Genomic DNA, 13141 nt, shown 5'->3' on the forward strand with positions numbered 1-13141 from the left:
TTCCGGGTCCTCAGTGTAACGGGGAATGGACCCGGGACCCAGGGGGCTGGCCACAAGTGCCCGGTCGCTTCAGTCCAGCCGTCGATGTTGCAGGCAGGGCAGATTCTTGCGGATACGGGCGAGCAGCTCCGGGTCCACCGCTGCCACGGCGAGTCCCTCGCCCTCGGAGGCCCGGGCCGTCACCAGGCCCCACGGGTCCACCACCATGGCATGGCCCCAGGTGACTCGCTGGGGCGAGTGCCGCCCGCCCTGCGCCGGGGCGAAGAGGTAGCACTGGTTCTCGATGGCGCGCGCGCGCAGCAACACCTCCCAGTGATCCTTGCCCGTCATGAGGGTGAAGGCCGCCGGCACCGCCAGCAGGGTCGCGCCTTCCTTCGCCAGGCGCCGGTACAGCTCGGGGAAGCGCAGGTCGTAGCAGATGGACAGGCCCAGCCGGCCCAGCTCCGTGTCCGCCGTCACCACCTGGCCGCCGGGGGCCACGGCCTCCGACTCGCGGTAGGGCGTACCGTCACCCACGTCCACGTCGAAGAGGTGGATCTTCCGGTACACGGCCAGCCGCGCGCCGTCCGGTCCGAAGAGGACGGTGGTGTTATAGAGGCGGCCGCCCGGGGCACCCGTCTCCAGGATGGAGCCGGCCAGCAGTGTCACCTTCCGCTCACGAGCCAGCTCGGCCATGCGCGAGAGCGTGGGCCCCTCGAGCGTCTCGGCGGCACCCGTGCGCTCGGCTTCTGGCCCCATCCAGCTGAAGTTCTCGGGCAGTCCCACCAGCCGGGCCCCCAGGTCGGCCGCACGCCGGACGAGCCGGGTGGCCGATTCGAGGTTGTGGGCCTTGTCCGCGGTGGACACCATCTGGGCTGCGGCAATGAGGTGCATGGGGGCGTTATAACCGGTCCGCGTCCACGGAAACCCCGGGAATCCCTACCCCCGGGAGGACTGTTGGATGTCAGGACAAGGGGTGCGTCATCCTTTACACCCCGAGGTGGCGTGTGCTACGGACGCCGCCGACATTTTTCGACGCAGTTCCTCGAAAAGTGGGCCGTCGTGCCCGCTTTTTGTGTTTTTGGAGTCCGGAGTCTTCGAAGCGGCCTATGGCGGAGAACATCAAGCAAACGGTGGAGGCAAGGGCGCAGGAGCTGCTCGAGCCCATCGTTGCGGGCGAGGGGCTGGAGCTCCTCGAGGTGGAGTTCCTCCGCGAGCGCGAGGGCTGGATCCTGCGCCTGTTCATCGACAAGCCGGGTGGACGGGTGGGTCTGGACGAGTGCTCGCAGGTCTCGCGGGCGGTGGACACGGTGCTGGATGTGGAGGACATCGTCCCCCACGAGTACAACCTGGAGGTCTCCAGCCCCGGTGTGAACAGGCCCCTGAAGAAGCCCGTGCATTTCGAGCGGGTGAAGGGCCAGACGGTCAAGGTGAAGACCTTTGGTCCCATCGGGGAGCCGCCGCGCAAGAACTTCACCGGGACGCTCACCGAGGTGGCGGCCGACGCCATCGCCGTGGACGTGGAAGGGGCGGGCAGCTTCCGCATCCCCTTCAAGGACATCGCCAAGGCCAACCTGGAGTTCGAGTTCTAGCAGTCCACATACAGGGTGCGCCCTCGCGCGGGCGCGCCCGTGGAACCTTTGGAGAAGATGATGCCCACGCCAGCCAACCCCAACATCAACCTCAACCTCGTCCTGGACCAGGTGGCCAAGGACAAGGGCATCGACCGCAGCGTGCTCATCTCCACGCTCGAGGATGCGATGACGACCGCGGCCAAGAAGCACTTCGGCCAGGAGCGCAACCTCGAGGCGAAGTACGACCCGGAGAAGGGCGTGGTGGAGCTCTTCCAGGCCATCACCGTGGTGGAGACCATCACCGACCCCATCCAGGCGGTGAATCAGATCTCCCTCGAGGAGGCGCACAAGAAGGGCATGGAGGTGGAGCCGGGCGACGAGCTCGTGTTCCAGATCTTCTACCGTGACGAGGACGCGGCGGAGGCCAAGGCGCAGGACGATCAGTACGGGGACATCCTCCGGCTGAAGACGTTCCGCCGTGGTTTCGGACGCATCGCGGCCCAGACGGCCAAGCAGGTCATCCTCCAGCGCACCCGCGACGCCGAGCGCGAGAACGTCTTCAACGAGTACAAGGACCGGCGCAACGAGATCGTCACCGGCATCGCCCGGCGTTTCGAGCGCGGCAACATCATCGTGGACCTGGGCCGCGCCGAGGCGGTGCTCCCGGTGCGCGAGCAGGTGCCGCGCGAGACGTACCGCGCCGGCGACCGCGTCCAGGCCTACGTGCTGGACGTGCTGCGCGAGTCCAAGGGCCCGCAGATCGTCCTCAGCCGCGCCTCCGTGAACCTGCTGACCAAGCTGTTCGAGATGGAAGTCCCCGAAATCGCCGAGGGGATCGTCGTCATCGAGGCCGCGGCGCGCGAGCCGGGTGGACGGGCGAAGATCGCCGTGTCCAGCCGTGACTCGGACGTGGATCCGGTGGGCGCGTGCGTCGGTATGAAGGGCAGCCGCGTGCAGGCGGTGGTGCAGGAGCTGCGCGGCGAGAAGATCGACATCGTCCCCTACGACGAGGACCCGGCGCGCTTCGTGTGCGCCGCCCTGGCCCCGGCCGAGGTGAGCCGCGTCATCATCGACGAGGCCAACCACGCCATGGAACTCATCGTCCCGGATGACCAGCTGTCGTTGGCCATCGGCCGGCGCGGGCAGAATGTCCGCCTGGCGGCACAGCTGACGGGTTGGAAGCTGGACATCAACAGCGAGAGCCGGGTGCGCGAGATGCGCGAGTTCGCCAACCGTTCGCTGGGCGCCCTTCCGGGTGTCAACGAGATGCTGGTGGAGACGCTCTACGCGCACGGTTTCCGTCAGGCGAAGGACATCGCCGAGGCCAATCCGGAGATGCTGGGCCAGATTCCCGGGATGGACCCGTCGCGGATTCCCGCCATGCAGGAGGAGGCCCGGAAGCAGATGTCGCTGGACGCGGCCGAGCTGTCGCGCATGGAGCGCGAGCGCGAGCAGGCCCGTCAGGCCGAGGCTCGCCGTCATCCGGACGAGCTCAGTCAGACGGAGCGGCTGGCCCGCGTCAGGGGCATGGGCGAGAAGACCATCGAACAGCTGGGCCTTGCCGGTTACAAGACGGTGGAGGAGCTGGCCAACGAGAAGGACCTGGCCAAGCTGGGTGACGTGCCGGGCGTCGGAATCAAGAAGGCCCGCCAGCTCAAGAGCGCGGCGGAGAACTATCTGGTGGAGGAGGCCAAGCTCCGGGCGGAGCTCAACGCCGAGCGCGGGGCCTCTTCTTCGGCTGCCCAGCCGGTGGGCGCTTAGTTTAAGGTCGGGCTGACGTCGTAAGCTCGCTTGGTTGGCAGGGGGGATGCGCCTGAAGGCTCGTTCCGGTAGTAGAAGAAAAGAAGAACTCCCGGCGAACGCCGGACCGGTGCGAAGCTGCATCGGCTGCGGCGCCAGGAGGATCCAGGCCGAGCTCACCCGGTTGGCGGTGGGCTCGGAGGGCGCGGTGGTGGTGGACTGGACGAGGCGGCTCCCCGGGCGGGGTGCCTGGCTCTGTGGAGCCGGGTGCCTGGCAGCGGCGGTGAAGCGGAAGGCCTTTGGCAGGGCCTTCCGGGGGAAGGCGGGGGCGGTTGACCCGTCGGCCCTGGGACAGGCGTTGGAGTCGGGCCCGGCACGGGGTGGAGCAGCCGGGGGGAGTGGGTGTTAGCACCACTCGCACACATTTTTGGATTAGGGTGCTGCGCCCGGTAGCCGGCGGAGCAAAAGGCCAAGCAACGTATGTCGAAGAAGCGCGTTCACGAGATTGCAAAAGAGCTCAAGGACCAAGGGGTCGAGCTCGACAACAAAGAGGTCGTGACTGAGCTCGTCGCGCTCGGCTACGACGTCAAGAGCCACTCGTCCTCGCTCGAGGACGATCAGGCCACCGCTGCCGTACAGAAGATCCTGGACAAGCGGAAGCCCAAGCAGGCCGCAGCGCCGGTAACGGCCAAGGGATTCGTGGTGCGCCGCAAGGCCCCGACGGCTCCCTCGTCCTCCGACGCCGGTTATGAGGAAGCGTCGGCCGCCGAGGCTCCGCGTGCCGCCGAGGCGCCGGCCGTCGAGGCTCCGCGCGCTCCCGAGCCGCCGGCCGCCGAGGTGCAGGCCGCCGAGGCGCCGAGAGCCGCCGCTGCTCAGCCGCCCGCCGCCGCTGCCCCCGAGGCACCGTCCGCTCCCGTGGCTCCGCCCGCTCCCGCCACCGAGGCGCCGAGGGCCGCTGCTCCGCTTTCCGTTCCCGAGACTCCGGCCGCCCCCGTGGCGCCGGTCACACCCGCCGAGGCACCCCGTGCCGAGGCCCAGCCTGCCGCAGCGGCGCCGTCGAGCCCCGCCACGCAGCCGTCGTCTCCCGCAGCCGCCATTGAGGCGCCGCGGGCCGCGGAGCCGCCCCGTGCGGTCACCCCGCCCCCGGCTGCCGCCGCGCAGCCGCCATCCTCTGTCAAGGAGTCACCCAGCTTGTCTACCCGCCCGCCTTCGGCGGTTCCACCCACTGTCCGGACCCCCTCGGCCCATCCTTCTTCCGGTCCGCATCGGACCTCTTCCCCTGGTGGTCAGGGTGGCATGGGCGCTCGTCCCGGTGGTCCTGGTGGCCAGGGAGGCCGTCCCGGTGGTCCCGGCGGCCAGGGAGGCCGTCCCGGTGGTCCCGGTGGCCAGGGAGGCCGTCCCGGTGGTCCCGGTGGCCAGGGAGGCCGTCCCGGTGGTCCCGGTGGCCAGGGAGGCCGTCCCGGTGGTCCCGGTGGCCAATACCAGCGTGGCGGGCCCAGCCAGTACCAGCGCAGTGGCGGGATTCAGTCGACAGGTCCGGTGCGTCCCTCGTCTCCGGGGACCGCGGGTGGTCAGCCCGGCGCCGCTCCTGGCCAGACGGGCCAGCAGGTGATGGTGGGCGGCGTGCCCCACCAGCAGGTCACGCAGGATCCGCGCTCGCTGCGTCCCACGGCCACGCAGGCCGTCGTCATCTCCCGTCCGCTCATCCAGGTTCGCCGGGTGACGCCCACGGGCGGCGCGGGCAAGCAGTACCCCATGGCGCCGGGCAAGAGCGCCATTGGCACCGAGAAGCGTGAGTTCCGGGTCATCCCGGACCACGCCGGCCGTGGCCGCGAGCTCGTCGACGTCTCCAAGGGCAAGGACAAGGAGAAGGCGGGCGGACGCACCAAGCGTGGCGCAGCGGGGGAGGGCGGTCCTTCCAAGCAGGAGATCTCCGATCTCGTGTGGGGTCGCGTCACCATCCCCATCCGCGGCAAGAAGAAGAAGCCCACCAAGAAGGGCGCCAAGACGCAGATCACCCAGATGGCCGAGGAGAAGAAGGTCATCAAGATCCAGGAGGGCATCTCCGTGTCCGACCTGGGCCAGCGCATGGGTGTGCGCACCAACGAGCTCATCAAGAAGCTGATGGGCCTGGGCAAGATGGCCACGGCCAACCAGATCATCGACGCGGAGACCACGGAGATGATCGCCACCGATTACGGCTGGCGCGTGGAGAAGGCCGGCTTCGAGGTCGAGGACTTCCTGCCCGAGGTGGAGGCGCGTCCCGAGGACGAGCGCACCCGTCCGCCGGTGGTCACGGTCATGGGTCACGTCGACCACGGCAAGACGAGCCTGCTCGACGCCATCCGTGCCGCCAACGTGGCGGCCGGCGAGGCCGGTGGCATCACCCAGCACATCGGCGCCTACTCGGTGAAGACGTCGCGCGGGGACATCACCTTCCTGGATACCCCGGGCCACGAGGCCTTCACGTCCATGCGCGCCCGTGGCGCCAACGTGACGGACATCGTGGTGCTGGTGGTGGCCGCCGACGACGGCGTGATGCCGCAGACGATCGAGTCCATCAAGCAGGCCAAGGCCGCCGAGGTGCCCATCGTCGTCGCCATCAACAAGATGGACGTGCCGGGCGCCAACCCGGACCGCGTGAAGAAGGACCTGGCCAACTACGAGCTCACTCCCGAGGAGTGGGGCGGCGAAACCATCATGGTTCCCGTGTCGGCCAAGCAGAAGATGGGCATCGACCTGCTGCTGGAGAACATCGCGCTGCAGGCCGAGGTGCTCGAGCTCACGAGCAACCCGAGCCGTCCGGCGGTGGGCGCCATCATCGAGGCCAAGCTGGAGAAGGGCCGCGGTCCCGTGGCCACGGTGCTGGTGCAGGAGGGCACGCTCAAGGTGGGCGATGCCGTCGTCACCGGTACGCACTTCGGCCGCGTGCGCGCCATGAACAACAGCCGGGGCGAGTCCGTGAAGGAAGTCCTCCCGGGCTACTCCGCCGAGCTCATCGGCCTGTCCGGTGTGCCCACCGCGGGTGATACCCTCAACGCGGTGGCCGACGAGAAGGCCGCCAAGGAGATCGCCACCCACCGCGCCATGAAGGGCCGTGAGGCGGAGCTGGGCAAGGCCAACACCCGCGAGACGCTCGAGCAGCTGTTCGCCAAGACCAAGGCGGGCGGTGGTCCCAAGGAGCTGCGCCTCGTCATCAAGGCGGACGTGCAGGGCTCGGCCGAGGCCGTCAAGGAGGCCGTCCAGAAGCTGTCCACCCACAAGGTCCGCGTGGAGGTCATCCACTCGGGCGTGGGCGCCATGACCGAAGGCGACGTGATGCGCGCGGCCGCTTCCAAGGGCCTCGTGGTGGGCTTCAACGTCAAGCCCGAGTCCGGCACCGAGGCCGCTGCCAAGGCTCAGGAGGTGACGCTGGAGACCTACAGCATCATCTACGAGCTCATCGACGGCGTGCGGAAGTCCATGGAAGACCTCCTGGAGCCCATCCGCACCGAGCGCAAGCTGGGCCGTGCCGAGGTGCGCAACACCTTCAACGTGCCGAAGCTGGGCACCATCGCCGGTGCGGCGGTGCTCGACGGTGTGATGAAGCGTGGTGCCTTCGTCCGCCTGCTGCGCGACAGCAAGCAGCTGTTCTCCGGAAAGATGGCCTCGCTCCGCCGCTTCAAGGACGACGTGAAGGAAGTCGCCCAGGGCTTCGAGTGCGGTATCGGCATCGAGAACTACACGGATCTCAAGCCCGGCGACATCATCGAGGCTTATGAGATCGAGGAGACGCGGCCGAGCCTGAGCTAGTGCCTCTCCGGCCGCTGTTCTTCACCACCGGAATGCACCCGGTGGCCCGCCCTCCAGGCGAGGCCACCGGGCCGAGGTCCTGACTGTCATGTTCGTCTGCGTCGCACGTCTGACCCTGCAGATTCCGGAGAGCAGTTCCCTCAAGGCCAAGCGGCAGGTGCTCCGCCGGATAACGGACCGGGTGAAGGCCCGGTTCAACGTGGCGGTGGCCGAGGTGGATGACCAGGATCTCTGGCAGAAGGCCACGCTCGCGTTGGCGGTGGTGGGCAACGAACGCCGCCACGTCGACGAGCAGATGGAGAAGATCATCCACTTCGTGGAAGAGATGTACGTCGCGCCCCTCCTCACCCGTCAAACGGAGATCATGGCCTTCGGGGACACGCTGTACACCCCCGGCCGGCCGTTGTCCGCCGGGCGGGCGGACTCCGGGGACGACGAGGAATCGGACGAGGACGAGGACACGGACGATGAGGCGGGTCCGGAAGCGGACCTGGAAGATCTCATCGCCGGCATGGGCCGTGGAGATCGCTCCATGGCCGAGGCCGAGGGAATGGCGGACTGGGAGCGCCGGCACCAGGGGCAGGAGAGCGGGCGGCCGGCCAGGGGCACGGAGCGGCAGCAGGGGCCCATGTCCCTGGAGGATGCCCGGGCCCGGGCTCGGAGTCTGCGCAACCCGAGGGATTGGGAGAAGAAATGAGTACCAGCAATCGGCCGGAGCGGGTGGGGCAGGAGATCCAGGCAGCGCTTGGACGGATGCTCACCCGGGGGGAATTGAAGGATCCCCGCATCGGCTTCATCACCATCACCGGCGTGAAGGTGTCGCCGGACCTGAAGACGGCGCGCGTCTACTACTCGATGATGGGGAGCGAGCAGGACCGCAAGGAGACCCAGAAAGGTCTCGAGGCGGCCAAGGGTTACATCCGCCGGGAAATCACCGAGGCGGTGAACCTGCGAGTCTCGCCCGAGGTGTTCTTCACCTTCGACGAGTCGCTGGAGCGGGGTGACCGCATCGAGCGGTTGCTGCGCGAGGTGAAGGACAAGGAAGGCTGGTAGCCGCACACGGAGCGGTTGCCGGTTAGGATTGGAAGCATGGACGGCGTCCTGGTCATCGATAAGCCCAAGGGGCCCACCTCGTTCGACGTGGTGCGGCAGGTCCGGGGTCTGCTCAAGGTGAAGAAGGTGGGCCACACCGGCACGCTGGACCCGATGGCCACGGGGGTGCTGCCCCTGTGCCTGGGTGAGGCGACCAAGGTGGCCGGCTTCATCACCGAGGGCGACAAGGCCTACGATGCCGTGGTGCGTCTGGGCGCGGAGACGGACACCCAGGACGCCGAGGGCAAGGTGGTGGCCGAGGCTCCGGTGCCCGCCCTGACTTCCGCGCTGCTGGAGGACGTGCTGGGCCGCTTCCGGGGCTCCTTCGAGCAGGTACCGCCCATGTACTCGGCGGTGAAGGTGGGCGGGAAGCGGCTGTACGAGCTCGCCCGCGCCGGCGAGGAGGTGGAGCGCGCCAGCCGCCAGGTGACGGTGTACGAGCTGGTGCTGCGCGACTTCAGCGCCAACCAGCTGCGTCTGTCCGTGCGCTGCTCCAAGGGCTTCTTCGTGCGTACGCTCGCCTATGACATCGGCCGGGCGCTGGGCTGCGGGGCCCATCTGGAGGCGCTGCGGCGTACCCACAGCGGTCCCTTCACCCTGGCGCATGCCCTGCCGCTGGCGGACCTGGCCGAGCTGGCCCGGGAGCCCTCGGCCCTGGCGAAGCGGCTGCTGCCCGTCTCCGATGCCCTCACGGACCTGCCCGCGGTGCGGGTAAGCGAGGCGGACGCGGTCCGGGTGTCCCATGGGGTGCCCGTGGAGGCTCCCGCCCATCCCGGCCGGGTTCGGGTGGTGGACCCCTCGGGTGGGGTGCTCGCCGTGGCCGAGGTGGTTCGCGGCCGGCTGCGCTACCTGCGGGTGCTCGTCTGAATTGTCCACTGGCCGGTTTCCAGGCGGGCCACCGGGCGCTTCAAGTTGACCGCCCGCACGGGCGATGCTTATAAGCCCCCGATTCGTTAGTAGGAGGAAGCCCGGTCTGTACCCCTCCGCGGACCGTGGCGACCGCAGTACCCACCCCCCGGAGCGGGAAGAAGAAGAAGGAAGCACATGTCGGCATTGCATCAGGACCGCAAGGCAGAGGTTGTAGCGAAGTACCGCACCCACGAGAGCGACACGGGCTCTCCCGAGGTGCAGGTGGCCCTGCTCTCCGAGCGCATCACCATGCTCACGGAGCACTTCAAGACGCACAAGAAGGACCACCACTCCCGCCGCGGTCTGCTGAAGCTGGTGGGTCAGCGTCGCCGTCTGCTCGACTACCTGAAGAGCAAGGACGCCAACCGCTACAAGAAGCTCATCGAGGGCCTCGGCATCCGCAAGTAGGCCCGCGGTAGTGAATCGGGGCGCTGGCATTCGTCAGCGCCCCGAGTCGTTAGAGACGTCGCAGTCCGAGAGTCGCAGTTCGAGGAAGAGAGCGGGGCGAGGCAGGAAGCAACGGAGTGCTGTGGACGGAGGTTTTGGTTTCCGTTCGGACGGGCCGACCAGTGCAGTAGCCGGGTCGGCCCGCGCGATCAGGGATCAAAGCTCCGGCGCATCCCTCTGGCGCTTCCAAGGCGCCCCCACCGCAGTCAAGCCGCGGTTGCCCGTATCCGCCTGTTCCAGGCCCGGCGACCGCATCCAACCCACAGGCCTCGCACCGAGGCGCGTGGGCCCTCACCTTTCTTTTGTCCAAAGGCAGGGCACGCGTCAGCGGGGCCACCAGGAAGTACGAGGCAAGACCGATATGCATCTGAAGAAGAGCGTCAAGATTGGCGACACCGAGCTGTCCATCGAGACCGGCCACATGGCCAAGCAGGCGGACGGCGCCGTGGTGGTTCGCTACGGCGACACCGTGCTGCTCGTCACCGCGGTGAGCGCGCGCGAGAAGAAGGACGTGGACTTCCTCCCCCTCACGGTGGAGTACCAGGAGAAGCTGTACTCGGCCGGCCGCATCCCCGGCAGCTACTTCAAGCGCGAGGGACGCCTGACGGAGAAGGAGACGCTGGCCAGCCGTATCGTGGACCGCTCCTGCCGCCCGCTGTTCCCGGAAGGGTACGCCTACGAGACGCAGATCATCACCAGCGTCATCTCCGCGGATCCGGAGCACGAGGGTGACATCCACGGCATCACCGGCGCCTCCGCGGCGCTGTGGGTGTCGGACATCCCCTTCAATGGTCCCATCGCGGGCATCCGCGTGGGCCGCGTGGACGGCAAGCTCATCGCCAACCCCACGTCCAAGCAGCGCGAGCAGTCGGACATCGACCTGGTCATGGCCGTCAGCCGCGAGGCCATCGTGATGGTGGAGGGCGGTGCCGAGGAGGTGAGCGAGGCGGACATGGTGGCCGCGCTCGAGTTCGGCAAGCAGGCCGTGCAGCCCGCGCTGGACCTGCAGGACGAGATGCGCCGCACGCTGAACAAGACGGTGCGCAATTATGAGCGCATCGCGGCGGTGGCCGAGGACCTGAAGGCCAAGGTGCGTGCGCTGGCCTGGGACGGCATCGTCCAGGGCTACACCATCAAGGAGAAGGCGGCCCGCTACGACGCGCTCTCCAAGGCCAAGAAGGAGGCCCTGTCCAAGCTCAAGGAGCAGCTGGGCGAGGCCTTCACCTCCCAGGTGGAGAAGCATGCCAAGTCGGTGGTGGAGGACCTGAAGTACGAGCACATGCGCACGCTGACGGTGAACGGTGGCCGCATCGGCGGCCGCGGGCACGACAAGGTGCGTGACATCACCAACGAGGTGAGCGTGCTCCCGCGCACCCACGGCAGCGCGCTCTTCACCCGTGGCGAGACGCAGGCGCTGGTGGTGGCCACGCTGGGCACCTCCGAGGACGAGCAGCGGCTGGAGCTGCTCGGCGGCATGTCCTTCAAGCGCTTCATGCTGCACTACAACTTCCCGCCGTTCAGCGTGAACGAGACCAAGCCCCTGCGCGGCCCCGGCCGTCGCGAGGTGGGTCACGGCGCCCTCGCCGAGCGCGCGCTGCGCAACATGCTGCCCCCGAGCGACAAGTTCCCGTACACGGTGCGGCTCGTGTCGGACATCCTCGAGTCCAACGGCTCGTCCTCCATGGCCTCGGTGTGCGGCGGCACGCTGGCGCTGATGGACGCGGGCGTGCCCATCAAGGCCCCCGTGGCCGGCATCGCCATGGGCCTGGTGAAGGAGGGCGATCAGGTCGCCATCCTCTCGGACATCCTCGGTGACGAGGACCACCTGGGCGACATGGACTTCAAGGTGTGCGGCACCTCGAAGGGCATTACGTCCATCCAGATGGACATCAAGATCACCGGTCTGACCACGGAGATCATGAGCCGCGCGCTGGAGCAGGCGCGTCAGGGCCGTCTGCACATCCTGGGCGAGATGCTCAAGACGATGGCCGAGCCGCGCAAGGAGATCAGCGCCTACGCGCCGCGGATTACGACCATCCAGATCCGCCCCGAGTTCATCAAGAACGTCATCGGGCCGGGCGGCAAGGTGATCAAGGACATCATCGCCCGCACGGGTGCCGTCATCAACATCGACGACTCGGGCCGCGTGGACATCGCGAGCTCGAACGTGGACTCGGTGAAGGCGGCCATCGCGATGATCCAGGCGCTCACGCGCGAGGCGGAGATCGGGAAGATCTACACGGGCACGGTGCGGAAGATCGCCGAGTTCGGCGCCTTCGTGGAGCTGTTCCCGGGCACGGATGGCCTCATCCACATCTCGGAGCTGTCGGACAAGCGCGTGAAGAGCGTGTCGGACGTGCTCAACGAGGGCGATGAGGTGCTGGTGAAGGTGATCAGCATCGACAAGACGGGGAAGATCCGTCTGTCGCGCAAGGAGGCCATGGCCGAGCGCGCCGCGACGCAGCAGGGCGCTGCCGCCCCCGCTCCGGCCGAGACCGCTCCGGCCGGCGCCACCCAGCCGGGCGCGAAGGCCTGAGCTGTTTCCACCTGCGAACAACCCCACCTGACTGCCCTCGCCAACAACCTTCCCTCTCCCCCCGGGAGAGGGTCGGGGTGAGGGTATCGGGTGGACTCGGGTTCCAACCCGGACCCGCGCTCCAGGGGTTGAACACGGTGACGGATACCCTCACCCTTTCCCTCTCCCGAGGGGAGAGGGGTGGGGGAACAGCAGAAGCCCTCTTTCCGCTCTGGCGGGGGAGGGCTTCTTCCTTTCTGGGCTCCAGGCGGGAAAAATCCTCCCCACGGCTCGTGCGTTGATGGACGGGTCCACCTCCGGAGCCTCGCGTGTCCCCAGGGCCTTTCTCCGCGCTCTCGCGTTTCCTCGGCCACTTCCGGTGGGCCTTCATGCCGCTCGGCCTGCTGGCACTCATCGCCGTGGGCGTCCACGCCGCGGCCGATACGCTCGATGACCGGCTCCTGGCCCTGGTGGACCTCGCCGATGCCGCGTTCGACCGCCTCGTGGGCCGCTACAGCCTCACCGCGCCCCTCGTGGACCTGCTCTCCCTCGAGCGGCGCACCATGCTGGCCCGCGCCCTCGCCCTCGTCTGGGAGCTGGCGGCGGATGTCGTGCTCGCACTGCCCGCGCTCGGTTACCGCGAGGAGCTGTCCTCTCCAGTCCGGTCCTCGCTCCACCTCCCGCAGCGCGGCACGTGGCGCGCCATGCTGGTGCGCTGCCTGCGCAAGCCCACCACGATGCGGTGGATCCGCCCGCTCGCCACCGCGCTCGTGGCCGTGGCCGGAGCCTGTACCGTGGCGCGGCTCGTCCAGGGCTCCGTGTACCTCTCGTGGCGCGAGTTGCTCGGTGATGGGGCCGCGGATGTGGTGGCCCGGGGCCTCGCGCTCGCGGCGCTGGCGGGACTCCTGTGGCGGCTGGGCTGGCGCGCGGTGCTGCGCAACCTCCAGCACGCCGACGCCGCCTCCGAGCAGCATGCGCGCGGATTCGCACGGGCCCTCGCCTACGGCCTGCCCGGCTCCGCCCTGGTGGCGCCCCTCGCGCTCGCCGCCGCGCTCGATGCCTCTCCCCTCTGGTCCTTCGTGCGCTGAGGAGA

General features: G+C 68.6%; 11 protein-coding genes. 10 read left to right on the forward strand and 1 reads right to left on the reverse strand.

What is annotated here, in order from left to right; genetic code table 11:
* Positions 1-69: 69 nt before the first annotated feature.
* Positions 70-873: a carbon-nitrogen hydrolase family protein gene (locus BO221_RS09160; protein ID WP_073559998.1), complete on the reverse strand. Its 804-nt coding sequence runs from the start codon at positions 871-873 to the stop codon at positions 70-72.
* A gap of 215 nt (positions 874-1088) precedes the next feature.
* Between BO221_RS09160 and rimP the strand changes: the two genes are divergently transcribed.
* The 10 genes from rimP (at position 1089) to BO221_RS09210 (ending at position 13136) form a co-directional block, all read left to right on the forward strand.
* Positions 1089-1571: a ribosome maturation factor RimP gene (gene rimP / locus BO221_RS09165; RefSeq protein ID WP_073559999.1), complete on the forward strand. Its 483-nt coding sequence runs from the start codon at positions 1089-1091 to the stop codon at positions 1569-1571.
* 60 nt (positions 1572-1631) lie between these two features.
* The gene (nusA, locus tag BO221_RS09170; RefSeq protein ID WP_073560000.1) at positions 1632-3314 is read left to right on the forward strand and encodes a transcription termination factor NusA; all 1683 of its coding nucleotides are present in this window, start codon (positions 1632-1634) and stop codon (positions 3312-3314) included.
* Between the two features lie 46 nt (positions 3315-3360).
* Positions 3361-3702, forward strand: coding sequence for a YlxR family protein (locus BO221_RS09175; RefSeq protein ID WP_073560001.1), 342 nt, complete (start codon positions 3361-3363; stop codon positions 3700-3702).
* A gap of 71 nt (positions 3703-3773) precedes the next feature.
* Positions 3774-7085, forward strand: a complete 3312-nt coding sequence (gene infB / locus BO221_RS09180; RefSeq protein WP_073560002.1) for a translation initiation factor IF-2 — start codon at positions 3774-3776, stop codon at positions 7083-7085.
* Between the two features lie 88 nt (positions 7086-7173).
* Positions 7174-7782 (forward strand): DUF503 domain-containing protein, encoded by a 609-nt coding sequence (locus BO221_RS09185; protein ID WP_073560003.1) that lies wholly within the window; start codon positions 7174-7176, stop codon positions 7780-7782.
* Positions 7779-8138, forward strand: coding sequence for a 30S ribosome-binding factor RbfA (rbfA, locus tag BO221_RS09190; RefSeq protein ID WP_043390448.1), 360 nt, complete (start codon positions 7779-7781; stop codon positions 8136-8138). The genes BO221_RS09185 and rbfA overlap by 4 nt, the downstream gene beginning before the upstream one ends.
* A gap of 36 nt (positions 8139-8174) precedes the next feature.
* Complete coding sequence (gene truB / locus BO221_RS09195) at positions 8175-9044, forward strand: tRNA pseudouridine(55) synthase TruB (RefSeq protein ID WP_073560004.1); 870 nt, start codon at positions 8175-8177, stop codon at positions 9042-9044.
* Positions 9045-9221: 177 nt separating this feature from the next.
* Positions 9222-9494 carry a 30S ribosomal protein S15 gene (rpsO, locus tag BO221_RS09200; protein WP_043390443.1) on the forward strand — a complete coding sequence of 91 codons (273 nt, stop codon included), beginning with the start codon at positions 9222-9224 and terminating at the stop codon, positions 9492-9494.
* Between the two features lie 400 nt (positions 9495-9894).
* Positions 9895-12069 carry a polyribonucleotide nucleotidyltransferase gene (gene pnp, locus BO221_RS09205; RefSeq protein ID WP_073560005.1) on the forward strand — a complete coding sequence of 725 codons (2175 nt, stop codon included), beginning with the start codon at positions 9895-9897 and terminating at the stop codon, positions 12067-12069.
* Between the two features lie 368 nt (positions 12070-12437).
* A complete protein-coding gene (locus BO221_RS09210; protein WP_233165880.1) occupies positions 12438-13136 on the forward strand; it encodes a hypothetical protein in 699 nt (232 codons plus the stop codon).
* Positions 13137-13141: the final 5 nt, after the last annotated feature.

Origin of the sequence: Archangium sp. Cb G35 (assembly GCF_001896145.1) — a bacterium.
Lineage (GTDB): Bacteria > Myxococcota > Myxococcia > Myxococcales > Myxococcaceae > Archangium > Archangium violaceum.

Bases quoted from the DNA above. Each gene is read 5' to 3' on its own strand.
- BO221_RS09210 (WP_233165880.1), top strand. From the start codon at position 12,438: ATGCCGCTCGGCCTGCTGGCACTCATCGCCGTGGGCGTCCACGCCGCG.
- rpsO (WP_043390443.1), top strand. From the start codon at position 9,222: ATGTCGGCATTGCATCAGGACCGCAAGGCAGAGGTTGTAGCGAAGTAC.
- truB (WP_073560004.1), top strand. From the start codon at position 8,175: ATGGACGGCGTCCTGGTCATCGATAAGCCCAAGGGGCCCACCTCGTTC.
- rimP (WP_073559999.1), top strand. From the start codon at position 1,089: ATGGCGGAGAACATCAAGCAAACGGTGGAGGCAAGGGCGCAGGAGCTG.
- rbfA (WP_043390448.1), top strand. From the start codon at position 7,779: ATGAGTACCAGCAATCGGCCGGAGCGGGTGGGGCAGGAGATCCAGGCA.
- pnp (WP_073560005.1), top strand. From the start codon at position 9,895: ATGCATCTGAAGAAGAGCGTCAAGATTGGCGACACCGAGCTGTCCATC.
- nusA (WP_073560000.1), top strand. From the start codon at position 1,632: ATGCCCACGCCAGCCAACCCCAACATCAACCTCAACCTCGTCCTGGAC.
- BO221_RS09185 (WP_073560003.1), top strand. From the start codon at position 7,174: ATGTTCGTCTGCGTCGCACGTCTGACCCTGCAGATTCCGGAGAGCAGT.
- BO221_RS09160 (WP_073559998.1), bottom strand. From the start codon at position 873: ATGCACCTCATTGCCGCAGCCCAGATGGTGTCCACCGCGGACAAGGCC.
- infB (WP_073560002.1), top strand. From the start codon at position 3,774: ATGTCGAAGAAGCGCGTTCACGAGATTGCAAAAGAGCTCAAGGACCAA.
- BO221_RS09175 (WP_073560001.1), top strand. From the start codon at position 3,361: ATGCGCCTGAAGGCTCGTTCCGGTAGTAGAAGAAAAGAAGAACTCCCG.